This window comes from Variovorax sp. Soil_C_17 (assembly GCF_057657265.1).
Genome location: NZ_JBDGIT010000003.1, coordinates 854407 through 878381, shown reverse-complemented (window position 1 = coordinate 878381; position 23975 = coordinate 854407). Strand labels below are relative to the sequence as shown.

The following is a 23975-nucleotide window of genomic DNA, read 5'->3' as shown; positions in this document are numbered from 1 at the left end:
CGTGCTGGTGCAGGCGTTTGTGACGGCTGCGGCGGAAATATCGTCGATCGCTGGCTCGGATGAAAGGGGCCTGACCCGCAGAGGCGCTCCTGTTTCAGCGTGCACCGAGCGAGCTCAGGGCAAGGTCGGGGCGAGCCGGAACGATCGGGCTGACATTGACGCGGGTCTCGTGGGCGGCCCCGCCTTAGGCGCCTCGGGTCCGCGCTGCAGACGCCGGTATCCGGCTCTTGACCGGCCTGCTGGAGAAGGCATCCTCCTGAACGGGCCGCGTCGAACGGATGCAGCCGCCGCATCGCGTGTCAGCTTGAAGCAAGCCGAAGCCCAATAATTATGAATTCAGTTTTGACCCGCCCCGGCTGACCCCACCAGTGGAGACAACACCCATGAGCTACGCAGAGTTCTATCGCCGTTCCATCGAAATGCCGGAGGTCTTCTGGGCCGAGCAGGCCGAGCTGATCGACTGGAAAACCCCGCCCGGCCAGATCCTCGACACGACACGGGCCCCATTCGTGCATTGGTTCGCCGGCGGCACCACCAATCTCTGCCACAACGCGGTCGATCGGCATGTGGCGAGCCGCGGCGATCAGGCGGCGCTGATCGCCGTCTCCACCGAGACAGGCACCGAAAAGAGCTACAGCTTCAAGGAACTGCACGCGCAGGTGCAGCGCGTCGCCGCGTCCCTCATCGAGCTCGGGGTGGGGAAGGGCGATCGCGTGCTGATCTACATGCCGATGATTGCCGAGGCCGCCTTCACCATGCTGGCCTGCGCGCGGCTGGGCGCGATCCACTGCGTGGTGTTCGGCGGCTTCGCGAGCTCGTCGCTGGCTTCGCGGATCGAGGACGCGACGCCCAAGGTCGTCGTCAGCGCCGATGCGGGATCGCGGGGCGGCAAGGTGATCGCGTACAAGCCGCTGCTGGACGAGGCGATCCGCCTCTCGAAGCACAAGCCCGATTCGGTGCTGCTGTTCGACCGCGGCCTGGCGCCCATGGATCTGGACGAGGGCCGCGACCATCTCGCCGCTCCCCTGGTCGAGAAGCACCGCGACGCGCAGGTGCCCTGCACCTGGCTGGACGCCACCGACATCAGCTACATCATCTACACCAGCGGCACCACCGGCCGGCCCAAGGGCGTGCAGCGCGACACCGGCGGCTACGCGGTGGCGCTGGCCGCGAGCATGAAGCACATCTTCGACGGGCGCGCCGGCGAGACTTACTTCTCGACCAGCGACATCGGCTGGGTGGTGGGGCACAGCTACATCGTCTACGGGCCGCTGATCGCGGGCATGGCGACGCTCATGTACGAGGGCCTGCCCACGCAGGGGCTGGACCGGCAGCCCGACGGCGGCATCTGGTGGCGGCTCGTGGAGAAATACAAGGTCACCGTGATGTTCAGCGCGCCGACCGCCGTACGCGTATTGAAGAAGCAGGACCCGGCGCTGTTGAAGAAGTACGACCTGTCGAGCCTGCGTGCGCTGTTCCTCGCGGGCGAGCCGCTGGACGAGCCCACGGCGCGCTGGATCAGCGAGGGCCTGGGCGTTCCGATCGTCGACAACTACTGGCAGACGGAGTCGGGCTGGCCCATCCTCACGGTGGCCAACGGCGTGGAGACTACGCCGAGCAAGTTCGGCAGCCCGGGCGTGCCGATGTATGGCTACAAGGTCAAGATCCTGCACGAGTCCACCGGCGAGGAGTTGACGGCTCCCAACGAAAAAGGGGTGGTCGTGATCGAAGGGCCGACGCCACCCGGCTTCATGCAGACGGTGTGGCGCGACGACGATCGCTTCGTCAACACCTACTGGAAGACCGTGCCGGGCAAGCTGGTGTATTCCACCTTCGACTGGGGCATCCGCGACGAGGAGGGCTACTACTACATCCTGGGGCGCACCGACGACGTGATCAACGTGGCCGGGCATCGCCTCGGCACGCGCGAGATCGAGGAAAGCATCTCCGGCCATGCCAAGGTCGCCGAGGTGGCGGTGGTCGGCGTGGCCGATGCGCTCAAGGGACAGGTGGCCACGGCCTTCGTCGTGCCGAAGGACGCAGCCGTGCTCGGCGATGCGCAGGCCGCCCTGTCGCTGGAAGGAGAGGTCATGAAGCAGGTGGCCGACCAGCTCGGTGCGCTGGCCCGGCCGGCGCGCGTGTACTTCGTGGGCGCGCTGCCCAAGACGCGCAGCGGCAAGCTGCTGCGCCGCGCGATCCAGGCCGTGTGCGAGGGGCGCGATCCCGGCGACCTGACCACCATCGAGGACCCCGGCGCACTTCAGCAGATCAGGCAACGGCTCGCTCAGCAGGGGTAGGGCCGCCTGCTTCGGAAGGGCTTGTGGGGCCGGTTTCCGGCGTCACATCGCTGCCGTGGCACAATCCGCCCCGTACTCCGGCCCTTCCCCAGCCACAGTCGCATCCGCCAATCGGTTCAGCCGTGTCGCGGAAGGTTTCCTAAACCAGCTAATGCTTCCCCAAGGGAAGCGAAGGTCAGCGCAACATGAGCGATTCGACGTCCTCCGCGTCCATCTATCACGCCTACCAAGGCAACACCTACCTCTTCGGCGGCAATGCCCCCTATGTCGAAGAGATGTACGAAAACTACCTCGCCAATCCGGGCAGCGTGCCCGACAACTGGCGCTCCTATTTCGACGCGCTGCAGAACGTGCCGGCCACCGATGGCAGCACCACGCGCGACGTCCCGCACCAGCCGGTCATCAATGCCTTCGCCGAGCGCGCGAAGCAGGGCACGACCCGGGTGGTTCAGGCGAGCGGTGCCGATTCCGAGCTCGGCCGCCAGCGCACGGCAGTCCAGCAGCTGATCGCCGCCTACCGCAACGTCGGCGCCCGCTGGGCCGACCTCGATCCGCTCAAGCGCGCCGAGCGCCCCCCGATTCCCGAGCTGGAGCCTTCGTTCTACGGCTTCACCGATGCCGACCTCGAAACGGTGTTCAACACGAGCAACACCTTCTTCGGCAAGGACACGATGTCGCTGCGCGACCTGCTCAACGCGCTGCGCGAGACCTACTGCACCACCATCGGTGCCGAGTACATGTACATGACCGACCAGGCGCAGAAGCGCTGGTGGCAGCAAAAGCTCGAGAGCGCCCGGACCAACCCCAAGCTGAGCACCGAGCAGAAGAAGCGCATCCTGGAGCGCCTGACGGCCGCCGAAGGCCTGGAGCGCTTCCTCCACACCAAGTACGTCGGCCAGAAGCGCTTCTCGCTCGAAGGCGGCGAAAGCTTCATCGTCTCGATGGACGAGCTGATCAGCCAGGCCGGCACCAAGGGCGTGCAGGAGATCGTGATCGGCATGGCCCACCGGGGCCGCCTCAACGTGCTGGTCAATTCGCTGGGCAAGATGCCAGCCGACCTGTTCGCCGAGTTCGACCACACGGCGCCCGAGGAGCTGCCCAGCGGCGACGTCAAGTACCACCAGGGCTTCAGCTCCGACGTGTCGACGCCCGGCGGGCCGGTGCACCTGAGCCTGGCCTTCAACCCCTCGCACCTCGAGATCGTGAACCCCGTGGTCGAAGGCTCCGTGCGCGCCCGCATGGATCGCCGCGCCGACCCGCTCGGCAAGCAGGTGCTGCCGGTGATCGTGCATGGCGACGCCGCTTTCGCAGGGCAGGGCGTGGTGATGGAAACGCTGGCGCTGGCCGAGACCCGCGGCTACTCCACCGGCGGCACGGTGCACATCGTGATCAACAACCAGATCGGCTTCACCACCAGCGACCCGCGCGACAGCCGCTCCACGCTGTACTGCACCGATATCGTCAAGATGAACGAAGCGCCGGTGCTGCACGTGAACGGCGACGACCCCGAGGCCGTGGTGCTCGCCACCCAGCTGGCCCTCGAGTTCCGGATGGAATTCCAGAAGGACGTGGTGGTCGACATCGTCTGCTTCCGGAAGCTCGGCCACAACGAGCAGGACACCCCCTCGCTGACCCAGCCGCTGATGTACAAGAAGATCGCGGCCCACCCCGGCACGCGCAGGCTCTACGCCGATCGCCTTGCCGCCCAGGGCCTGGGCGACACGCTCGGCGACGACCTCGTGAAGGCGCAGCGCGCGGCCTTCGACGCGGGCAAGAACACCACCAACCCGGTGCTCACCAACTTCAAGAGCAAGTACGCGGTCGACTGGAGCCCCTTCCTCAACAAGAAGTGGACCGACGCCGGCGACACGGCCATCCCGACCGCCGAATGGAAGCGTCTGGCCGAGCGCATCACCAAGGCGCCCGACAACTTCACGGTGCATCCGCTGGTCAAGAAGGTGCTCGACGACCGCGCCGCCATGGGCCGCGGCGAGATCAACGTCGACTGGGGCATGGGCGAGCACATGGCCTTCGCCTCGCTGGTGGCGAGCGGCTATCCGGTGCGCCTCTCCGGCGAGGACAGCGGCCGCGGCACCTTCACGCACCGCCATGCCGTGCTGCACGACCAGAACCGCGAGAAGTTCGACGAAGGCATCTACGTGCCGCTGCAGAACGTGGCCGACAACCAGGCGCCCTTCGTCGTCATCGACTCCATCCTGTCGGAAGAAGCGGTGCTGGCCTTCGAATACGGCTACGCCTCCAACGATCCCAACACGCTGGTGATCTGGGAAGCGCAGTTCGGCGACTTCGCCAACGGCGCGCAAGTCGTGATCGACCAGTTCATCGCCTCGGGCGAGGTGAAGTGGGGCCGCGTCAACGGCATCACGCTGATGCTGCCGCACGGCTACGAAGGGCAGGGCCCCGAGCACAGCTCGGCGCGCCTGGAGCGCTTCATGCAGCTGTCGGCCGACACCAACATGCAGGTCGTGCAGCCCACCACGGCAAGCCAGATCTTCCACGTGCTGCGTCGCCAGATGGTGCGCAACCTGCGCAAGCCGCTGATCATCATGACGCCCAAGTCGCTGCTGCGGAACAAGGACGCGACCTCGCCGCTGTCGGAGTTCACCAAGGGCAGCTTCCAGACCGTCATTCCCGACAACAAGGAGCTCAAGGCCGACAAGGTCAAGCGCGTGATCGCCTGCTCGGGCAAGGTCTATTACGACCTGGCGAAGAAGCGCGAAGAGAAGGGCAGCGAGGACGTGGCGATCATCCGCGTCGAGCAGCTCTATCCCTTCCCGCACAAGGCATTTGCCACCGAGCTCAAGAAGTATCCGAATCTCGTCGACGTGGTGTGGGCGCAGGACGAGCCGCAGAACCAGGGCGCCTGGTTCTTCGTGCAGCACAACATCCACGAGAACCTGCAGGAAGGCCAGAAGCTCGGCTACTCGGGCCGCGCCGCCTCGGCGTCGCCCGCGGTCGGCTACTCGCACCTGCACCAGGAGCAGCAGAAGGCACTGGTCGACGGCGCCTTCGCCAAGCTCAAGGGCTTCGTGCTCACCAAGTAAAACAATCCCACTCCAAAAACACGAAGCGGCTCAAAAATGTCCATCGTTGAAGTCAAAGTCCCCCAGTTGTCCGAGTCCGTGGCCGAGGCCACGATGCTGCAATGGAAGAAGAAGCCCGGCGAAGCAGTCGCCGTCGATGAGATCCTGATCGAGATCGAGACCGACAAGGTCGTGCTGGAGGTGCCGGCACCTTCCGCCGGCGTGCTGTCCGAGATCGTCGCCGGCGACGGCGCCACGGTCGTGGCCGACCAGCTGATCGCCAAGATCGACACCGATGCCAAGGCGAGCGCGGCTGCGCCCGCCGCGGCACCGGCAGCACCTGCCGCTGCCGCGCCTGCACCCGCGGCGGCTGCCGCAGCCTCTGGCGCGGGCGGTTCCAAATCCGACGTCGCCATGCCGGCCGCGGCCAAGCTCCTGGCCGACAACAAGCTGACGACGGGCGATGTGAGCGGCTCCGGCAAGGACGGCCGCGTCACCAAGGGCGACGTGCTGGCCGCGGTCGCGGGCGGCACCACCGCCAAGGTCGCCGCACCGGCGGCCATTCCTACGGGCGCGCCCAAGACGGCACTGCCCCGAGTGCCCTCGCCCGCCGCGCCGGACCTCGGCGATCGCCCGGAAGAACGGGTGCCGATGAGCCGCCTGCGCGCCCGCATCGCCGAGCGCCTGCTGCAGTCGCAGTCGACCAATGCCATCCTGACCACCTTCAACGAGGTCAACATGGCGCCCGTCATGGAGATGCGCAAGCGCTTCCAGGAGAAGTTCGAGAAGGAGCACGGCGTCAAGATCGGCTTCATGAGCTTCTTCGTGAAGGCCGCGGTGCATGCGCTCAAGAAGTACCCGGTGCTCAACGCCTCTGTGGACGGCAACGACATCGTCTACCACGGCTACTTCGACATCGGCATTGCCGTCGGCTCGCCGCGCGGCCTGGTGGTGCCGATCCTGCGCAATGCCGACCAGATGAGCTTCGCCGACATCGAGAAGAAGATCGCCGAGTACGGCGCCAAGGCGCGCGACGGCAAGCTGGGCATCGAGGAGATGACCGGCGGCACCTTCTCCATCTCCAACGGCGGCGTGTTCGGCTCGATGCTGTCGACGCCCATCATCAACCCGCCTCAGTCGGCCATCCTCGGCGTGCATGCGACCAAGGACCGTGCCGTCGTCGAGAACGGCCAAGTCGTGGTGCGGCCGATGAACTACCTCGCGATGTCCTATGACCACCGCATCATCGACGGCCGCGAGGCTGTGCTGGGCCTGGTGGCGATGAAGGAAGCGCTGGAAGATCCGGCTCGCCTCTTGTTCGATATTTGACCCACCCCCGTTGCTTGCTCACTTCGTGTAGCCGCCTCCCCCTCGAGGGGGCGACCCCGGCGGACCCGGCAAGGCCGGTTCCGCGGGGTCTTCCGAACGGGCTTCGCTGCGCTTGCCGCGGAGTCATGATCGGCGTGGGGCGGCGAACAACCTCTGAAAGAATCCAATGTCCAACAAGCAATTCGACGTCGTCGTCATCGGCGGCGGCCCCGGCGGCTACATCGCGGCCATCCGCGCGGCGCAGCTCGGCTTCAACGTCGCCTGCATCGACGAGTGGAAGAACGCCAAGGGCGGCCCCGCGCTGGGCGGCACCTGCACCAACATCGGCTGCATTCCCTCGAAGGCGCTGCTGCAGTCCTCCGAGCATTTCGAGCATGCCGGCAAGCACTTCGCCGACCACGGCATCCGGGTCGAAGGCCTGGGGCTCGACATCGACAAGATGCTGGGCCGCAAGGACGCGGTGGTGAAGCAGAACAACGACGGCATCACCTACCTGTTCAAGAAGAACAAGATCACCTTCTTCCATGGCCGCGGCGCCTTCGTGAAGGCATCGGACGCGGGCTACGAGCTCAAGGTGACGGGCGCGGCCGAGGAGTCGATCGAAGGCAAGCACATCATCGTCGCGACCGGCTCCAACCCGCGCGCCCTGCCTGGCGCCGACTTCGACGAGGAGAACATCCTCTCGAACGACGGTGCGCTGCGCATCCCCGGCGTGCCGAAGAAGCTGGGCCTGATCGGCTCGGGCGTGATCGGCCTCGAGATGGGCTCGGTCTGGCGCCGCCTCGGCTCGGAAGTCACGGTGCTCGAAGCGCTGCCGACCTTCCTCGGGGCGGTGGACGAGCAGATCGCCAAGGAGGCGCAGAAGGCTTTCGTCAAGCAGGGCCTGAAGATCGAGCTCGGCGTCAAGGTCGGCGAGGTCAAGGCCGGCAAGAAGGGCGTTTCCGTCGCCTGGACCAACGCCAAGGGCGAGGCGCAGACGCTCGAGGTCGACAAGCTGATCGTGTCGATCGGCCGCGTGCCCAACACCGTCGGCCTCGCCCCCGAGGCGGTGGGCCTGAAGCTCGACGAGCGCGGCGCCATCGTGGTCGACGACGAATGCCGCACCAGCTTGCCCAATGTGTGGGCCATCGGCGACGTGGTGCGCGGCCCGATGCTGGCGCACAAGGCCGAGGAAGAGGGCGTGGCGGTGGCCGAGCGCATCGCGGGCCAGCACGGCCACGTGAACTTCAACACCATCCCGTGGGTGATCTACACCTCGCCCGAGATCGCCTGGGTGGGCCAGACCGAGCAGCAGCTCAAGGCCGAGGGCCGCGCCTACAAGGCCGGCACCTTCCCCTTCCTGGCCAACGGGCGCGCCCGCGCGCTGGGCGACACGACGGGCATGGTCAAGTTCCTGGCCGATGCGGCCACGGACGAGATCCTCGGCGTGCACATCGTCGGGCCGATGGCCAGCGAGCTGATCTCCGAGGCCGTGGTGGCGATGGAGTTCAAGGCCAGCGCCGAGGACATCGCACGCATCTGCCACGCGCATCCTTCGCTCTCGGAAGCAACGAAGGAAGCGGCGCTTGCCGTCGACAAGCGCACGCTCAACTTCTGACCCCTTGAGCGTCAAACAGGCCTACGAGGCGGAGCTGGCTGCGCGGGGGTTCCAGAGCGACCCCGCGCAGCTGCGCGCCGTCGAAGCGCTCGACCGCTGCGCCCGCGAATGGGCGGAGTACAAGGCGCTGCGCTCGAACGCCCTCAAGAAGCTGATCAACCGGCCGGAGATCCCGCGCGGCGTCTACATGTACGGCGGGGTGGGGCGCGGCAAGAGCTTCCTGATGGATTGCTTCTTCAACGCCGTGCCGCTGCGGCGCAAGACCCGGTTGCACTTCCACGAGTTCATGCGCGAGGTGCATCGCGAGCTGGCCGAGCTGCAGGGCACCGTCAACCCGCTGGAGGAGCTCGGGCGCCGCATCGCCAGGCGCTACAAGCTGATCTGCTTCGACGAGTTCCACGTCGCCGACATCACCGACGCGATGATCCTGCACCGGCTGCTGACGGCGCTGTTCGACAACGACGTGGGATTCATCACCACCTCGAACTTCAGGCCCGACGACCTCTATCCGGGCGGGTTGCACCGCGATCGCATCCTGCCGGCCATCGAGCTGCTCAAGCAGCGGCTGGAGGTGGTCAACGTCGACAACGGAACGGACTACCGCCGCCGCACGCTGGAGCAGGTCAAGCTCTACCTCACGCCCAACGGCGCAGCGGCCGACAAGGAGATGCGCCACGCCTTCGAGCGGCTCGCCGAGAGCGCCGACGAGAACCCGGTGCTGCACATCGAGGCGCGCGAGATCCATGCGCGACGCAAGGCCGGAGGCGTGGTCTGGTTCGATTTCAAGACCTTGTGCGGCGGCCCGCGCTCGCAGAACGACTACCTCGAGATCGCGAGCCAGTTCCACACCGTGCTGCTGTCCGACGTGCCCTACATGCCCGTGCGCATGGCCTCCGAAGCACGCCGTTTCACATGGCTGGTCGACGTGTTCTACGATCGGCGCGTGAAACTCATCATGTCGGCCGAGGTTCCCCCCGAGGCCCTGTACACCGAAGGGCCTCTGGCCCACGAATTCCCGCGCACCGTGTCCAGGCTCAACGAGATGCAGTCGGCCGAGTTCCTCGCCCTGGAGCGTCGCGTCGTCGACACCCGTCTTACATGAAGAAACTGCTTGTCTGCCTGTTGATCGGCCTTGGCGCGGCGCCGCTGTGGGCGCAGAGCACTGCCACCACCGGCGCCCTGGATTTCGAGGCCGAGCGCGCGCGCCTGGCGCAGGAGCGCACGGCGATCGAGGAGCGCTTCGCCACCGAGCAGGCGGCTTGCTACCAGAAGTTTGCGGTGGAGGGCTGCCTGGAAGAAAGCCGCCGGCGCCGCCGCGCCGGCATCGAGAACGTCAAGCGCCAGGAGGTGGCGATGAACGACATCGAGCGCAAGCGCCGCGGCGCGGCCCAGCTCGACAGGCTCGAGCAGAAGAAGGAGGGGACGCGCCCGCAGGACACTCCGGCGGAGCAGGAAAAGGCGCAGAAGGCGCAGCAGGAACGCGAGCAGCGCTCCGCCGACCATGCCCAGGATCGCGCCCGCATGGCCGCCGAAGCCGCCGAGAAACAACGCCAGTTCGAACGGAAGCAGCAGGCCCATGCGGACGAGCAGGCCAAGGCTGCAAACCGGCGCGCCGAGGCGCCCGCCAATCGCGAGGCCCACGAGCGCAAGCTGGAGAAGGCGCAAAAGCATCGCGCCGAACGCGAGCGGCGCAACGCCGAGAACACCAAGCCGCGCTCGGCGCCGCTGCCGACGCCGCCCTGAAGCGGGGCCTGGCTCAGGGCGCGTCCGTCGCTCAGATCTCTTGCGGCTCGGGCAGGGCTTGAAGCTTGAGGATGGCGAGCGAGATGTTGTCGCCGGTCCCGCGCGCCCGTCGGCGCGCCTCCGAGACGAGCAGCTCCGCAGCGACGCGCGGCGGCTGCTCGGCCAGCACCCGGCCCATTTCCTCGGGCTTGAAGTAGTGCCACAGCCCGTCGCTGCAGGCCATCAGCAGATCGTCGGGCTCGAGCTTGGGGACGAAATGGACGTCGACCGGCGGCGGAGTGGCCTTCATGCCCAGGCAGCCGAGCAGGATGTTGCTCTGCGGGTGGAAGTTGGCCTCCTCCTCGCTGATCTCGCCGCGGTCCACCAGCGCCTGGACGTAGGAGTGGTCCTTGGTGCGCTTGACCAGCTGGCCGCGTCTGAAGTGGTAGATGCGCGAGTCGCCTGCGTGGATCCAGGCGCAGTCGCCCTCGGGGTTCATCAGGAAGGCAGCCAGGGTGCTGTGCGGCTCCTGTTCGCTGGACAGCGCAGTCAGCTTGATGACCGTGTTGGCGTCCTCGACCAGCTGCCGCAGCACATGCACCGCCTCGTCCCGCCCCGGCTTGTAGCGCGCGAACAGCTGGCGGGCCGTCATCAGCACCTGGTCCGAGGCCTTGCGTCCGCCGCTGCGCCCGCCCATGCCGTCGGCCACCACGCCGAGCACGCAACCCGCCGCGCGCGGGTGGTTGATGACGAGGACCTGATCCTGCTGGTAGGGGCGGTCCCCCTTGTGAAGGCCGGTCGCTGCTGCGAGTCGAAAGCCTCGGGTCTGGGGCGCGGCTGCGTCGGCGAAGTCCTGCATGGGTTCTGGCGAGTGGAACGAGGACTTACATTATCGAGTCAACCCGAGCGAAGCCGGAGAGCACTCCGTCACGTCTTTGCGTCATCCCTTGGACTCCAATCTCCATTCCTTCTCCCGCCAGCTGATCGAACTGCGCATCGAGCATGCCGACCTGGATGCCACCATCGACCGGCTGGCCGAGGTCATCGAGCCGCGCGACGAGCTGCTGCTGCGCAGGCTGAAGAAGAAGCGCCTGGCCCTGCGCGACCGCATCGTGCGGCTGGAGTGCTTGCTCGATCCCCAAGAGCCTGCCTGATGACAACGGTGGATTGGCCCGAAGACTTCGAGGCGGATGCGGCATTCGTCGAGCCCCGCCGCGCGCCGCGGGAAAGCGGCCACCTGGCGGTCGAGGTCCAGGCCGCGTTCGCCCAGGACGGCGTGCTCTCGCAGGCCGCCGAGCAATTCCGCGAACGCGAGGGCCAGACCCAGATGGCGCTGGCCGTGGCCCGCGCCATCGACCACGGCGGCGTGCTGGTGGTGGAGGCCGGCACCGGCGTCGGCAAGACCTTCTCGTACCTGGTGCCGGCGCTGCTGAGCGGGGAGCGGGTGCTGCTGTCTACCGCCACCAAGACCCTGCAGGACCAGCTCTTCGGCCGCGATCTGCCGCGGCTGGTCGAGGCGCTGGGCCTGCCGCTGCGCACCGCCCTGCTCAAGGGCCGGGCCAGCTACCTGTGCCTGCACCGGCTCGACCAGGCGCGCCACGACGCCTCCCTGCCCGAGCGCAGCAGCCTGCGCACGCTGGCGAAGATCGAGCAGTGGTCCAAGGCCACGCGCACCGGCGACCTCGCCGAGCTGCCGGGCCTGGACGAGCGCTCGCCGCTGATCCCGCTGGTCACCTCCACCCGCGAGAACTGCCTCGGCGCCCAGTGCCCGCAGTTCAAAGCCTGCCATGTGAACCTGGCCCGCCGAGAGGCCATGGCGGCCGACGTGGTGGTCATCAACCACCACCTGTTCTTCGCCGACCTGGCGGTGCGCGAATCGGGCATGGCGGAGCTGCTGCCGAGCGTGCGCGTGGTCGTGTTCGACGAGGCCCACCAGCTCAACGAGACCGGCGTGCAGTTCCTCGGCGTGCAGCTGGGCAGCGGACAGGCGCTGGACTTCGCGCGCGACATGCTGGCGGCAGGCCTGCAGCACGCGCGCGGCCTGGTCGACTGGCAGCAGCTCGTTGCGGCGACCGAGCGCGGCGCCCGGGAACTGCGGCTGGCGGTCGGCAAGCAATGGCCGGGGGCCAAGCTGCGCTGGGCCGGCCCGGCACCGGAAGGCGTGCCGGACGATGCCTGGCAGGAGGCGCTCGACGCGCTGAAGCACGCCTTCGCCGAGGCGGCCCGCGGGCTGGACACGGTGAGCGAGCTCTCACCCGATTTCGTTCGGCTGCACGAGCGCGCCGAACAGTTCGCCGAGCGTGCGGCGCGCTTCGCCAGGCCCTGCGCGCCGGAGTCGGTGCGCTGGGTCGACGTGGGCACGCAGTTGCGGCTGGTCGAGTCGCCGCTCGACATCGCCGAGGCGGTGCGCACGCGGGTCCTCAAGACCGGGCGAGGCGACGCGCAGGAACAGGGCCGCGCCTGGGTCTTCACCTCGGCCACGCTGGGCGACGACCCGAAGCTTCGCTGGTTCACCGAGCCCTGCGGCCTCGAGGACGCCGAGGTGCTGCGCGTGCACAGCCCCTTCGACTACGCGCGCCAGGCGGCGCTCTACGTCCCGCGTGCCTTTCCCAAGCCCAACGACCCGGCGCACAGCGCGCAGGTCGCCCGGCTCGCCGCGCAGGGCGCGGCCGTGCTGGGTGGACGCACGCTGGTGCTGACGACCACGCTGCGCGCCCTGCGCACCATCGGCGACGCCGTCCGCCAGCACTTCGAGCCCCTGGACGCCGCGCGCAGGCCCGAGGTGCTGGTTCAGGGCGAGCTGCCCAAGCGGGTTCTGATGGAGCGCTTCCGCGAGGGGGCGACCCCCGGGCGCGCGGGCTGCGTGCTGGTGGCCTCGGCCTCGTTCTGGGAGGGCTTCGATGCGCCCGGCGATGCCCTGCAGCTGGTGGTGATCGACAAGCTGCCCTTTCCGCCGCCCAACGATCCGCTGGTCGAGGCGCGCTCGCAGCGCCTCGAATCGCAGGGCCGCAGCGCCTTCGGCGATTACTCCCTGCCGGAGGCGGCGGTGTCGCTCAAGCAGGGTGCCGGCCGGCTGATCCGGCGCGAGACCGACCGCGGCGTGCTGGCGATCTGCGACACGCGGCTTGCGACCATGGGCTACGGGCGCCGGCTGCTGGCCGCCTTGCCGCCGATGCGGCGGCTGGAAGACGAGAAGGCTTTCGAGGCAGCGCTGCTCGAACTCACGCGCTGAAAAAGAAAAAGGCCCGCATGGGGCCTTTTTTTTGCGTTACCAGAGCTTCCACCAGGGGTCGTCCTTGGCGCGGAAGCCGCGCGACAGGTACTCGCTCTTTGGATAGTTGGTGGTCAGCACGCGCTTCGCGTCGTCGCGCAGGTCCGTCATGCCGAGCGCATCGTAGGACTGGACCATGATGTAGAGCGCCTCTTCGAGCGCCGGCACCTCGCGGTAGTCCGCCAGCGCCAGCTGCGCGCGGTTGATGGCCGCCAGGTAGGCGCCGCGCGTGTAGTAGTAGCGCGCCACATGCACCTCGTACTGGGCCAGGGAGTTCACGATGTAGTTCATGCGCTGGCGCGCATCGGGCGTGTAACGCGACTCCGGGAAGCGGGTGACCAGTTCCTTGAAGGACTCGAAGGATTCCTTGGCCGCCTTCTGGTCGCGCTCGGACAGGTCCTGGCGCGTCAGCCAGCCGAACATGCCGAGGTCGTCGTTGAAATTGATCACGCCCTTGAGGTAGATCGCGTAGTCCATCGCCGGGCTGGCCGGGTGCAGCTTGATGAACCGGTCGAGGGTTGCGATGGCGGCCGGCTTCTCGCCGGACTTGTATTGGGCAAAGGCCTTGTCCAGCTGCGCCTGCTGGGCGAGGGGGGTGCCGGCGGCGCGGCCCTCGAGCTTCTCGAACAGGGGCACGGCCTTGTCGTAGGCGCCGGAGCTCGCTTCTTCCTTGGCTTCGGAGTAGATGCGATTGGGACTCCAGTTCGCGGTCTTGTCGACCGAGGTCGACGAGCAGCCGGCCATCAGCCATGCGGCCGAGCACAAGGCCAGCCAGGCGGGGACAACCGATAATTTGGCGCGACGCATTACATCAGGCTTTCGTGAAAACAGTGCCTTCAATTATATCGGCCACCCCCCTGGGCGAACTTCCGGACGGAGCCGAGCACGACGAGGGCGCCGAGCCCCATGAGCCCAGCGAGACCCGCAGCTTCCTCATTCACGAGGCGCAGCACGGGCAGCGGCTGGACCGCGCGCTCGCCGCGCTGGTGCCCGAGTTCTCGCGCAACTACCTGCAGCAGCTGATCGAAGCCGGCGCAGTCGAAATCCAGCGCCGCGTCGTGACCAAGGCGGCCGCCACGGTCCATGCCGGCGAGATCGGCAGCATCGAGCTGCGGCCCACGCCGCAGAGCCAAGCCTTCAAGCCCGAGCGCATGCCGATCACGGTGGTGCACGAGGACGAGCACCTGCGCATCATCGACAAGCCGGCGGGCCTGGTGGTCCACCCTGCACCGGGCCACTGGAGCGGCACGCTGCTCAACGGCCTGCTGGCGCTGGACCCGCGCGCCGCGCTGCTGCCCCGCGCGGGCATCGTGCACCGGCTGGACCGCGACACCAGCGGGCTGATGGTGGTGGCGCGCAGCCGCGCAGCGATGGATGCGCTGGTCGCGCTGATCGCTGCGCGCGAGGTCAAGCGCCAGTACCTCGCGCTCGCGCATCGCGGCTGGCAGGGTGCCGCCGCGCGCCACGTCGATGCCGCGATCGGGCGCGACCCCCGCAACCGGCTGCGCATGGCCGTGGTCGACCTCGAGCGGCACCCGGGCAAGCCCGCGCGCACGCTGATCGAGGCGCTGGACAGCAACGAGCAGGGCTGCGCCGTGCGCTGCACGCTGGAGACCGGGCGCACCCACCAGATCCGCGTGCACATGGCCTCCATCGGCCATCCGCTGGTGGGTGACACGCTCTATGGGGGGGCCGCCGCGGCAGGCCTGCAGCGGCAGGCGCTGCATGCCTTCAGGCTCGCCTTCATGCACCCCGCCACGGGCGCGCCCATGGAGTTCCTGGCCGCCCCGCCGCCCGATCTGGTCCAGGCTATGCAGGCCTGGGGGCTGGATTACAATCGCGCCTGACGGCCCCGAGGGCCGCGCCGGCGACCCGATGCCGGCTTCGCTGTCCATCGCCTGAGTGCCGGCAGCGCCTTCTTCCATCCTTCTGAAAAACAAGCGTCTGCAAGGCGCCTTTTCCCGGATACCGCGAACCATGAATACGGCGGATGCCAAGCGCATTCTCGAAACCGCCTTGATCTGTTCGACCCAGCCCCTGCCGGTGCGCGAACTGCGCGTGCTGTTCGACGACGAGCTGGGCGCCGACACGATCAAGACGCTGTTGCACGAACTGCAGGAAGACTGGTCGCAGCGCGGCCTGGAGCTCGTGAGCGTGGCCAACGGCTGGCGCTTCCAGAGCCGACCGGAACTGCGCGACCACCTCGATCGCCTGCACCCGGAAAAGCCGCCGCGCTACACGCGCGCCGCGCTCGAGACGCTGGCCATCATCGCCTACCGTCAGCCGGTCACCCGCGGCGACATGGAAGACATCCGCGGCGTCACCATCAACTCCTTGATCCTGAAGCAGCTCGAAGACCGCAACTGGGTCGAGGTGATCGGTCACCGCGAGACCGTCGGCCGCCCGGCGCTCTACGCGACCACCCGCCAGTTCCTCGACGATCTGGGCCTGGAGTCGCTCGACCAGTTGCCGGTGATCGAGACGCCGGCCCAGCAGGCCGGACTGGTCAACGCCCTGGCGGAGGCCGCCGACCTGCAGCCCGGCCTGCCGATCGACGAGCCCGCGCCTGCGGTCGATGATGCAGGGCATGAGCCCGAGGCCTCGCCGGAGCCGGTCGCCGAGCCGTCTGACGAGCCTGCGCCGCAGGCGGAAGTCGAAGCCCTTGCAGAGCCCGAAGTCCAGGCCGATCCCCATCTCCCCGAAGCGCTGCCCGAACCCGCGCTCGACGACGCCGCGCAAGCCGAGGCCGTCGGTCCCGAGCCCGAGCCCGAGCTCCAATCCTCGTTCACCCCCACACCCGACGTCGAGGTCGACGAGGAAGACACCCCCGCCGTTCGTTCCGGAACCCGACCATGAGCCCATCCGATCCTGAAGACGCAGCGATGCTGCCGGCCGCACCCGTGTCCGAAGAAGAGGCGGCGCCCTTGCCCGCGCAGCCGACCGAAGACAGCGCGCAGCCCGCGGTCGAAGCAGCGGGCGAGGCGCCGCGCAAGCGCCGGCCGCGCCGCCGCAAGCCGGCCGACCCGGCACCGGAGGCGGTGGCCGAGCAGGCTGCGACGCCTGCGGCCGTGGGCGATGAGGCCGCGGCGCCCGAGGCAGTGGTCGAGACGGCCGAGGTGCCGGCAGCGCCCGTTGCACCGGCGCCGATGGAACCGGCCGCGGCGGTCGCGCCGATGGAGCCGGCCGAGGTCCAGGCGCCGGTGGTCGTTCGATCGGACGACGAAGAGCACGAAGAGAACGAGGACGAAGAAGAGGAGCCGGACGAGGAAGAAGACGACCTCGATCGCGCGCGCCGTGCCGCCGAGCGCGAGCAGCGCAACGCGCCGCCGCCCGAGCCGATCCGCTTCGTCGATGTCGTCTCCGGCCAGTTCGACGCCGACGAGGACAGCCCGGAAGTGCCGCCGCTCAAGCGCGTGCTGCTGCCCGAAGCCGACTCGCCCAAGCTGCACAAGGTGCTGGCGCAGGCCGGGCTGGGCTCGCGGCTGGAGATGGAGCAGCTCATCCTCCAGGGCCGCATCTCGGTCAACAACGAACCAGCCCACATCGGCCAGCGCATCCAGTTCGGCGACCAGGTCAAGCTCAACGGCAAGCCGATCCGCTACCGCATCGCGCCGCCGCCGGCGCGCGTGATCGCCTACCACAAGCCGGTCGGCGAGGTCGTCACGCACGACGATCCGCAGAACCGGCCCACCGTGTTCCGCAAGCTGCCGCGCCTGCCGCAAGGCAAGTGGCAGTCGGTCGGGCGCCTCGACCTCAACACCGAGGGCCTGCTGCTCTTCACCAGCTCGGGCGAGCTGGCCAACCAGCTGATGCATCCGCGCTTCGGCCTGGAACGCGAGTACGCGGTCAGGGTGCTGGGCGCGCTGAGCAACGACGAGAAGCAGCGCCTGCTCGAAGGCGTGCGCCTCGACGACGGCATGGCGCATTTCGGCACCATCGAGGACGGCGGTGGCGAAGGCTCGAATTGCTGGTACCGCGTCACCATCTCCGAAGGCCGCAACCGCGAGGTGCGCCGCCTCTTCGAATCGGTGGGGCATGCGGTCAGCCGGCTGATCCGCATCCGCTACGGCGCCATGGTGCTGCCGCGCGGCCTCAAGCGCGGCGCCTGGATGGAACTGGACGAGCGCGACATCCGCGCCCTGTTCCAGGCGGCGGGCGCCGAGCGTCCCGCGCGCGGACCTGGTCCGAAGAACGCTGGCCAGGAAGGCGGCGGGCGCAACAACCGCAACCGCAAGCGCCGAGGCAACCGCAACGGCGGCGGCGCGCAGGCCGAGAACCGCGAGCCGCCGATTCCGAATCCGCTGACCAGCGGGCCCGGTGCTCGTGGCCGCGGCGGCAACGGCGGCATGCCGCAGGGGCAACGCGGACAGGCGCAGGGCCAGGGGCGTGGCAACCGCCAGGGCGGCAAGCGCGACGATCGCGCGCCGGGCGGTGGCAACCAGCCCGATCCGATGAAGACCTCGCTGGGCTACATCGGTGCCGACAGCTTCTCGCGCCAGCGCAAGGAGCAGCGCTCCGGCCCGCGGCGCGGCGGCGGGGGAGGTCCCTCCGGCGGCAGCTTCGGCGGGCAGGGCGGCGGGCAAGGCGGCGGTCGCCGCCGCGGCCGCTGATCGCACGACCGGCCGCGGCCCGTTCGCCCGTCCGTCGCGGGTGGTGATGGCCGCGCCGGTTAAAATTAGAGGCTTTGTCAAGGGAGCGCAGCGTGTCGCTGCGGCTTGACGGAACTCATCGAAATCCAAGCACTCAAGAAAGCACTTCAATGGCCATCGAACGCACCCTCTCCATCATCAAGCCCGACGCCGTGGCGAAGAACGTCATCGGCAAGATCGTCTCCCGCTTCGAGGCCGCCGGCCTCAAGATCGTCGCCGCCAAGCTGGTCCAACTGTCGCAGGCCGACGCCGAGCAGTTCTACGCCGTTCACAAGGAGCGCCCCTTCTTCAAGGACCTGGTCAGCTTCATGATCTCGGGCCCCGTGTTCGTGCAGGCCCTCGAGGGCGAGGACGCCATCACCAAGAACCGCGACCTGATGGGCGCCACCGACCCGAAGAAGGCCGCTCCCGGCACCATCCGCGCCGACTTCGCGGACAGCATCGACGCCAACGCCGTCCACGGTTCGGACGCAGCCGAAACCGCGAAGGTCGAAATCGCCTTCTTCTTCCCCGAGCTCAAGGCCCGCTGAGCGGAGCCTTCCCCCGCGCAATGACCACGGCCAACCTGCTCGACTTCGATCTCGAGGGGCTGGCCGCGTTCTGCGAAAAGCTCGGCGAGAAGCGCTTCCGCGCCACCCAGCTGTTCCGCTGGATCCACCAGCGCGGCGCGAGCGATTTCGCGCAGATGACCGACCTCGCGAAGTCGCTGCGCGAGAAGCTCGCGGGCAGCGCACGCGTCGAGGCCCTGCCGGTCCTCACGCAGCAGGAGTCGGCCGACGGCACCATCAAGTGGCTGTTCGACGTCGGCGACGGCAACGCGGTCGAGGCCGTCTTCATCCCCGAGGACGACCGCGGCACGCTGTGCGTGTCCTCGCAGGCCGGTTGCGCGGTGGGCTGCCGCTTCTGCTCCACCGGCCATCAGGGCTTCAGCCGCAACCTGAGCACCGGCGAGATCGTGGCCCAGTTGTGGTTCGCCGAGCACTTTCTGCGCAAGCACCTGAAGCGCGACGAACGCGTGATCTCCAACGTCGTGATGATGGGCATGGGCGAGCCGCTGCAGAACTATGCGGCGCTGGTGCCGGCCCTTCGCACCATGCTCGACGACAACGCCTACGGGCTGTCGCGGCGGAGGGTGACGGTGTCGACCTCCGGCGTGGTGCCCATGATCGACCGGCTCGGTGCCGATTGCGCGGTGGCGCTGGCCGTGTCGCTGCATGCGCCCAACGATGCGCTGCGCGACGACCTGGTTCCGCTCAATCGCAAATACCCTCTTGCCGAGCTGCTGGACGCCTGCCAGCGCTACCTGGCGCATGCGCCGCGCGACTTCATCACCTTCGAGTACTGCATGCTCGACGGCGTGAACGACCAGCCCGAACATGCACGCCAACTGGTCGAGCTGGTGCGCTCGCAGGGCATCTCCTGCAAGTTCAACCTGATTCCCTTCAACCCCTTCCCGGCCTCCGGCCTGCTGCGCTCCCCGCAGCCGCGCGTGCTCGCCTTCGCCAAGCTCCTCGGCGAAGCCGGCATCGTGACCACGGTGCGCAAGACCCGTGGCGACGACATCGACGCGGCTTGCGGCCAGCTGGCCGGCGACGTGAAGGACCGCACCAACGCCGCCCAGCGCATGGCGCAGCGGCGCACCGTGGTGCTGCACCCGGCACGCAAGAAAACCGTCCCCTCGGAGCGATGAACCGATGATCAAGGCCCCTTCGACCGCGCAGCAGCGGATGATGCAAGCGCTCTTCGGCGTTGCTGCGGCAGTCCTGCTCGCCGCCTGCGCCACCAAGGATGCCGGCGTGCCCAGCACGGCCGGCAATGCCGCTGGCATCGTCACGGACTCGGACGAAGGCAATGCCCGCAAGCGCGCCCGCCTGCGCATCGAGCTGGCCGTCGGCTACTTCGAGCAGGGGCAGCCCACGGTCGCGCTGGACGAGATCAAGCAGGCACTGGCCGCCGATCCGACCTTCGCCGACGCCTACAACCTGCGCGGCCTGGTCTACATGCGCCTCGACGACGCCGGCCTGGCCGAGGACAGCTTCCGCCGCGCGATCGCACTGAACCCCCGCGATCCCAACACGCTGCACAACTACGGCTGGCTGCTGTGCCAGCAGAACCGCTTCGGCGATTCGCAGCAGCAGTTCTCGGCGGCCCTGGCCATTCCCAACTACGGCGACCGCGCCAAGACGCTGATGACGCAGGGCGTGTGCCAGGTGCGCGCCGGCCAGCGTACCGAGGCCGAGCGCAGCCTGACGCAGGCCTACGAGCTCGACGCCGGCAACCCGGTCATCGGCTACAACCTGGCTTCGCTGCTGGCGCAGCGCGAGGACTGGTCGCGTGCGCAGTTCTATATCCGCCGCATCAACAACGGCCCCTCGGCCAGCGCCGAGACGCTGTGGCTGGGCATCAAGGTCGAGCGCCGGCTGAACAACCGCGATGCGGTCACCCAGCTCGCCGGCCAGCTGCAGCGGCGCTTCCCGCAATCGCGCGAGGCCGTGGCCTATGAGCGCGGCAACTTCAATGATTGAGAAGGCGAGCGAGTTCGGGGCTTCCGCAGCGGTACCCCTGATGTCCGGCGACAGCACCCACATGAGCGCCGGGGACATGCTGCGACAGGCGCGCGAGGCGCACGGCCTGCACCTCGACATGGTCGCCGCCGCGCTCAAGGTCACGCCGCAGAAGCTGGCCGCGCTGGAGTCCGACGACATCGAGGCCTTGCCCGATCCGGTGTTCGCACGCGCGCTCGCCGCCAGCGTGTGCCGTGCGCTGCGCATCGACCCGGCGCCGGTGCTGGCCAAGTTGCCCGGCGCACAGCCCGCGGGCCTGGCGCAAGCCGATCGCACCATGAGCAAGGCCTTGCCTTCGCAGGTGCGCACCGGCAGCGCCTCGGGTGGCCTGCCTTCGCGTGCGCTGCTGACCGTCGTGGTGCTCCTGCTGGTCGGCGCGGCGGTGCTGTTCTGGCTGCCGCAATCGATCCTCGACCGCGTCGGCGAGGCGATCTCGCAGATCACGAGCCGTGTCGAGAAGAGCGAGGCTTCCGCGCCCGCGCCCGCGTCACAGGCACCCGGAACGCCCGGCCAGGCCGGCAGCGTCGTCGAGGCGGTCCAGCCTGCGGTTCCGCTTGCGGCCGCCCCTTCCGCGGCAGCGCCGGCGGTGCCGGCGCCCGCTGCGGCAGCACCGGCGGTGCAGGCCCCGGCGAGCGCCGGCACCGACCTGATCGTCTTCGTCGCGCGCGAGGACTCGTGGATCACGGTGAACGATTCCACCGGCAAATCCCTGCTGCGCCGCACGGTGCAGGCCGGCGAGACCGTCGGCCTGAGCGGCGCCTTGCCGCTGTCGGTGGTCGTCGGCCGCGCCTCCGGCGTGGACGTGCAGGTGCGCGGCAAGGCTTTCGACCTGAAGCCGGTGACGCGCGGCGGCGGGGTGGCCCGATTCGAGGTGAAGTCATGAACGATGATCCGATGAATCCGCAGAACTGCCTCCCGATCGAATCGGCCGCGCCGCGCGCGCGCCGCTCCCGGCAGGCCCGCGTGGTCTGGGGCCCCCGCACCGTCACCGTCGGCGGCGACGCGCCGGTGCGGGTGCAGTCGATGACCAACACCGACACGGTGGATGCCATCGGCACCGCGATCCAGGTCAAGGAGCTCGCGCTCGCCGGCTCGGAGATGGTGCGCATCACCGTCAACACGCCCGAGGCCGCGGCGCAGGTGCCCTACATCCGCGAGCAGCTCGACCGCATGGGCGTCGACGTGCCGCTGATCGGCGACTTCCACTACAACGGCCACCGCCTGCTGACCGACTTCCCGGCCTGTGCCGAGGCACTCAGCAAGTACCGCATCAATCCCGGCAACGTGGGCAAGGGCGACAAGCGCGACCGCCAGTTCGGTCAGATGATCGAAGCGGCCATGCGCTGGAACAAGCCGGTGCGCATCGGCGTGAACTGGGGCAGTCTCGACCAGGAGCTCCTGGCCAGCCTGATGGACGTGAACAGCCGCCGTGCCGAGCCCTGGGATGCCAAGCAGGTGATGTACGAAGCGCTGATCAGCTCGGCCATCGGTTCGGCCGGGCTCGCCGAATCGATGGGCATGGCGGGCAGCCAGATCATCCTGAGCTGCAAGGTGAGCGGCGTGCAGGACCTGATCTCGGTCTACCGCGAGCTGGCCAGGCGCTGCGACTACGCGCTGCACCTCGGCCTCACCGAGGCCGGCATGGGCACCAAGGGCACGGTGGCTTCGGCGACCGCCCTGTCGATCCTGCTGCAGGAAGGCATCGGCGACACCATCCGCGTCTCGCTCACGCCGCAGCCCGGCGAATCGCGCACGCAGGAAGTGGTGATTTCCAATGAAATCCTGCAGGCGCTCGGCCTGCGCGTGTTCGTGCCCAGCGTCACCGCGTGCCCCGGCTGCGGGCGCACCACCAGCACCACTTTCCAGGAACTGGCCAAGCAGATCGACGACTACCTGCGCATGCAGATGCCGGTCTGGCGCACCAAGTATCCGGGGGTCGAGACGATGAAGGTGGCCGTGATGGGCTGCATCGTCAACGGCCCCGGCGAGAGCAAGCATGCCGACATCGGCATCAGCCTGCCCGGCACCGGCGAGGCGCCGGCCGCGCCCGTCTTCATCGATGGCGAGAAGGCGCTCACGCTGCGCGGCGAGAACATCGCCGCCGAGTTCCACCAACTGGTCGAAAACTACGTCGAGAAACGCTTCGGCGGCGCCCCTGCTGCGCAACCCGCCTGAGCGATCACACCCATGGCTGACAAACTGAATGCCGTCAAAGGCATGAACGACACCTTGCCGCCGGAATCGGCGCGCTGGGAATGGCTCGAAGGCATCGTGCGCGAGCTGATGTCGCGCTACGCCTACCGCAATGTCCGCACGCCGATCCTGGAGCACACGGCGCTGTTCGTGCGCGGCATCGGCGAGGTCACGGACATCGTCGAGAAGGAGATGTATTCCTTCCACGACCGCTCCGACAAGTACGGCGACAACGACCACCTGACGCTGCGACCCGAGAACACCGCCGGCATCGTGCGCGCCGCGATCGAGCACAACATGCTCTACGACGGCGGCAAGCGCCTGTGGGCCATCGGTCCGATGTTCCGGCGCGAGAAGCCGCAGCGCGGGCGCTTCCGCCAGTTCCACCAGATCGACGTCGAGGCACTGGGCTTCGCCGGTCCGGACGTCGATGCCGAGCTGGTGCTGCTGGCGAGCGCGCTGTGGAAGGCGATCGGGCTGACCGACGTGCGCCTGGAGATCAACAGCCTGGGCCAGCCGGCCGAGCGCGCGCAGCACCGGGCCCAGCTCATCGCGCATTTCGAGGCGCACGCCGACCAGCTCGACGAGGACGCCAGGCGCCGCCTGCACAGCAATCCGCTGCGCATCCTCGACACCAAGAATCCGGCGATGAAGGCGATGGTGGAGGCGGCGCCGAAGCTGATCGACTTTCTCGGCGCCGAGTCGCTGGCGCACTTCGACGGGCTGAAGGCCATCCTCGATGCCAACGGCATCGCCTACACGGTCAATCCGCGCCTGGTGCGCGGTCTCGACTACTACAACCTCAGCGTCTTCGAGTTCGTGACCGACCGGCTCGGCTCGCAGGGCACGGTGTGCGCCGGCGGGCGCTACGACGGCCTGTTCGAGCAGCTCGGCGGCAAGCCCGCGCCCGCGGTGGGCTGGGCCATCGGCGTGGAGCGCGTGCTCGAGCTGGTGAAGGAGCAGGGCACCGCAGTCCCTGCGCCGCCGCCCGACGCCTATGCGGTGGTGCCCGACGCAGCCGCGATGCCGGTCGCGCTGCGCACGCTTCAGCAACTGCGCGAGGCTGGCGTGCGGGTGCAGATGCATGCCGCCACGACCGACGGCATGGGCAGCTTCAAGTCGCAGTTCAAGAAGGCCGACAGCAGCGGCGCGACCTATGCGCTGATCTTCGGCGCCGACGAACTCGCGCGTGGCGAGCTCACGGTGAAGGCGCTGCGCGACGGCACCGGGGCCCAGGTCGCCCGCCCGCTGGCCGATCCGGCCGCCTGGGCCGCCACCCTACAATCCCCGGCTCCCAAGAACTGACCGC

The 23975-nt window shown here is 68.6% G+C and carries 19 protein-coding genes; 17 read left to right on the top strand and 2 right to left on the bottom strand.

What is annotated here, in order from left to right:
* Positions 1-383: 383 nt before the first annotated feature.
* From AC3A6Y_RS19345 to AC3A6Y_RS19320, 6 genes are all read left to right on the top strand, one after another.
* Entirely contained in the window at positions 384-2297 is a 1914-nt protein-coding gene (locus tag AC3A6Y_RS19345; protein WP_487869825.1) for a propionate--CoA ligase, read from the top strand.
* A gap of 185 nt (positions 2298-2482) precedes the next feature.
* Positions 2483-5362 carry a 2-oxoglutarate dehydrogenase E1 component gene (locus tag AC3A6Y_RS19340; protein ID WP_487869824.1) on the top strand — a complete coding sequence of 960 codons (2880 nt, stop codon included), beginning with the start codon at positions 2483-2485 and terminating at the stop codon, positions 5360-5362.
* A gap of 36 nt (positions 5363-5398) precedes the next feature.
* Positions 5399-6670: a 2-oxoglutarate dehydrogenase complex dihydrolipoyllysine-residue succinyltransferase gene (gene odhB / locus AC3A6Y_RS19335; RefSeq protein ID WP_487869823.1), complete on the top strand. Its 1272-nt coding sequence runs from the start codon at positions 5399-5401 to the stop codon at positions 6668-6670.
* A gap of 166 nt (positions 6671-6836) precedes the next feature.
* On the top strand, positions 6837-8267 hold the full coding sequence (gene lpdA / locus AC3A6Y_RS19330; RefSeq protein ID WP_487869822.1) for a dihydrolipoyl dehydrogenase: 1431 nt from the start codon (positions 6837-6839) through the stop codon (positions 8265-8267).
* Between the two features lie 4 nt (positions 8268-8271).
* Positions 8272-9369, top strand: a complete 1098-nt coding sequence (zapE, locus tag AC3A6Y_RS19325; RefSeq protein WP_487869821.1) for a cell division protein ZapE — start codon at positions 8272-8274, stop codon at positions 9367-9369.
* Positions 9366-10010, top strand: a complete 645-nt coding sequence (locus AC3A6Y_RS19320) for a hypothetical protein (protein ID WP_487869820.1) — start codon at positions 9366-9368, stop codon at positions 10008-10010. Before zapE ends, AC3A6Y_RS19320 begins: the two co-directional genes overlap by 4 nt.
* 31 nt (positions 10011-10041) lie before the next feature.
* On the opposite strand, the gene AC3A6Y_RS19315 is transcribed toward AC3A6Y_RS19320, so the two are convergent.
* Positions 10042-10848 carry a PP2C family protein-serine/threonine phosphatase gene (locus tag AC3A6Y_RS19315; RefSeq protein ID WP_487869819.1) on the bottom strand — a complete coding sequence of 269 codons (807 nt, stop codon included), beginning with the start codon at positions 10846-10848 and terminating at the stop codon, positions 10042-10044.
* A gap of 88 nt (positions 10849-10936) precedes the next feature.
* On the opposite strand from AC3A6Y_RS19315, the gene AC3A6Y_RS19310 reads away from it, so the two are divergent.
* Entirely contained in the window at positions 10937-11143 is a 207-nt protein-coding gene (locus tag AC3A6Y_RS19310) for a DUF465 domain-containing protein (RefSeq protein ID WP_106558201.1), read from the top strand.
* Positions 11143-13221 (top strand): DNA repair helicase YoaA, encoded by a 2079-nt coding sequence (yoaA, locus tag AC3A6Y_RS19305; protein WP_487869818.1) that lies wholly within the window; start codon positions 11143-11145, stop codon positions 13219-13221. Before AC3A6Y_RS19310 ends, yoaA begins: the two co-directional genes overlap by 1 nt.
* A 36-nt stretch (positions 13222-13257) precedes the next feature.
* Here yoaA and AC3A6Y_RS19300 read toward each other — a convergent pair whose 3' ends face one another.
* Positions 13258-14067 carry an outer membrane protein assembly factor BamD gene (locus AC3A6Y_RS19300; RefSeq protein ID WP_487869817.1) on the bottom strand — a complete coding sequence of 270 codons (810 nt, stop codon included), beginning with the start codon at positions 14065-14067 and terminating at the stop codon, positions 13258-13260.
* 14 nt (positions 14068-14081) lie between these two features.
* Between AC3A6Y_RS19300 and AC3A6Y_RS19295 the strand changes: the two genes are divergently transcribed.
* From AC3A6Y_RS19295 to hisS, 9 genes are all read left to right on the top strand, one after another.
* Positions 14082-15107: an RluA family pseudouridine synthase gene (locus AC3A6Y_RS19295; protein WP_487869816.1), complete on the top strand. Its 1026-nt coding sequence runs from the start codon at positions 14082-14084 to the stop codon at positions 15105-15107.
* 130 nt (positions 15108-15237) lie between these two features.
* Positions 15238-16116 (top strand): SMC-Scp complex subunit ScpB, encoded by an 879-nt coding sequence (gene scpB, locus AC3A6Y_RS19290; RefSeq protein ID WP_487869815.1) that lies wholly within the window; start codon positions 15238-15240, stop codon positions 16114-16116.
* Entirely contained in the window at positions 16113-17870 is a 1758-nt protein-coding gene (locus AC3A6Y_RS19285; protein WP_487869814.1) for a pseudouridine synthase, read from the top strand. The genes scpB and AC3A6Y_RS19285 overlap by 4 nt, the downstream gene beginning before the upstream one ends.
* A 149-nt stretch (positions 17871-18019) precedes the next feature.
* Positions 18020-18439, top strand: coding sequence for a nucleoside-diphosphate kinase (gene ndk, locus AC3A6Y_RS19280; RefSeq protein ID WP_487869813.1), 420 nt, complete (start codon positions 18020-18022; stop codon positions 18437-18439).
* Between the two features lie 20 nt (positions 18440-18459).
* Positions 18460-19599 (top strand): dual-specificity RNA methyltransferase RlmN, encoded by a 1140-nt coding sequence (gene rlmN / locus AC3A6Y_RS19275; protein WP_487869812.1) that lies wholly within the window; start codon positions 18460-18462, stop codon positions 19597-19599.
* 4 nt (positions 19600-19603) lie between these two features.
* A complete protein-coding gene (pilW, locus tag AC3A6Y_RS19270) occupies positions 19604-20434 on the top strand; it encodes a type IV pilus biogenesis/stability protein PilW (RefSeq protein WP_487869811.1) in 831 nt (276 codons plus the stop codon).
* A gap of 40 nt (positions 20435-20474) precedes the next feature.
* Positions 20475-21356, top strand: coding sequence for a helix-turn-helix domain-containing protein (locus tag AC3A6Y_RS19265; protein WP_487869810.1), 882 nt, complete (start codon positions 20475-20477; stop codon positions 21354-21356).
* Positions 21353-22648, top strand: coding sequence for a flavodoxin-dependent (E)-4-hydroxy-3-methylbut-2-enyl-diphosphate synthase (gene ispG / locus AC3A6Y_RS19260; protein WP_487869809.1), 1296 nt, complete (start codon positions 21353-21355; stop codon positions 22646-22648). Before AC3A6Y_RS19265 ends, ispG begins: the two co-directional genes overlap by 4 nt.
* Positions 22649-22660: 12 nt before the next feature.
* Positions 22661-23971, top strand: a complete 1311-nt coding sequence (gene hisS, locus AC3A6Y_RS19255; RefSeq protein ID WP_487869808.1) for a histidine--tRNA ligase — start codon at positions 22661-22663, stop codon at positions 23969-23971.
* Positions 23972-23975 lie beyond the last annotated feature (4 nt).

What these genes read in the sequence shown, in the direction of transcription:
- rlmN (WP_487869812.1), top strand. Translation starts at nt 18,460, where the DNA reads ATGACCACGGCCAACCTGCTCGACTTCGATCTCGAGGGGCTGGCCGCG.
- ndk (WP_487869813.1), top strand. Translation starts at nt 18,020, where the DNA reads ATGGCCATCGAACGCACCCTCTCCATCATCAAGCCCGACGCCGTGGCG.
- AC3A6Y_RS19265 (WP_487869810.1), top strand. Translation starts at nt 20,475, where the DNA reads ATGTCCGGCGACAGCACCCACATGAGCGCCGGGGACATGCTGCGACAG.
- AC3A6Y_RS19340 (WP_487869824.1), top strand. Translation starts at nt 2,483, where the DNA reads ATGAGCGATTCGACGTCCTCCGCGTCCATCTATCACGCCTACCAAGGC.
- ispG (WP_487869809.1), top strand. Translation starts at nt 21,353, where the DNA reads ATGAACGATGATCCGATGAATCCGCAGAACTGCCTCCCGATCGAATCG.
- pilW (WP_487869811.1), top strand. Translation starts at nt 19,604, where the DNA reads ATGATCAAGGCCCCTTCGACCGCGCAGCAGCGGATGATGCAAGCGCTC.
- AC3A6Y_RS19300 (WP_487869817.1), bottom strand. Translation starts at nt 14,067, where the DNA reads ATGCGTCGCGCCAAATTATCGGTTGTCCCCGCCTGGCTGGCCTTGTGC.
- AC3A6Y_RS19285 (WP_487869814.1), top strand. Translation starts at nt 16,113, where the DNA reads ATGAGCCCATCCGATCCTGAAGACGCAGCGATGCTGCCGGCCGCACCC.
- lpdA (WP_487869822.1), top strand. Translation starts at nt 6,837, where the DNA reads ATGTCCAACAAGCAATTCGACGTCGTCGTCATCGGCGGCGGCCCCGGC.
- AC3A6Y_RS19320 (WP_487869820.1), top strand. Translation starts at nt 9,366, where the DNA reads ATGAAGAAACTGCTTGTCTGCCTGTTGATCGGCCTTGGCGCGGCGCCG.
- AC3A6Y_RS19345 (WP_487869825.1), top strand. Translation starts at nt 384, where the DNA reads ATGAGCTACGCAGAGTTCTATCGCCGTTCCATCGAAATGCCGGAGGTC.
- scpB (WP_487869815.1), top strand. Translation starts at nt 15,238, where the DNA reads ATGAATACGGCGGATGCCAAGCGCATTCTCGAAACCGCCTTGATCTGT.
- yoaA (WP_487869818.1), top strand. Translation starts at nt 11,143, where the DNA reads ATGACAACGGTGGATTGGCCCGAAGACTTCGAGGCGGATGCGGCATTC.
- hisS (WP_487869808.1), top strand. Translation starts at nt 22,661, where the DNA reads ATGGCTGACAAACTGAATGCCGTCAAAGGCATGAACGACACCTTGCCG.
- odhB (WP_487869823.1), top strand. Translation starts at nt 5,399, where the DNA reads ATGTCCATCGTTGAAGTCAAAGTCCCCCAGTTGTCCGAGTCCGTGGCC.
- AC3A6Y_RS19315 (WP_487869819.1), bottom strand. Translation starts at nt 10,848, where the DNA reads ATGCAGGACTTCGCCGACGCAGCCGCGCCCCAGACCCGAGGCTTTCGA.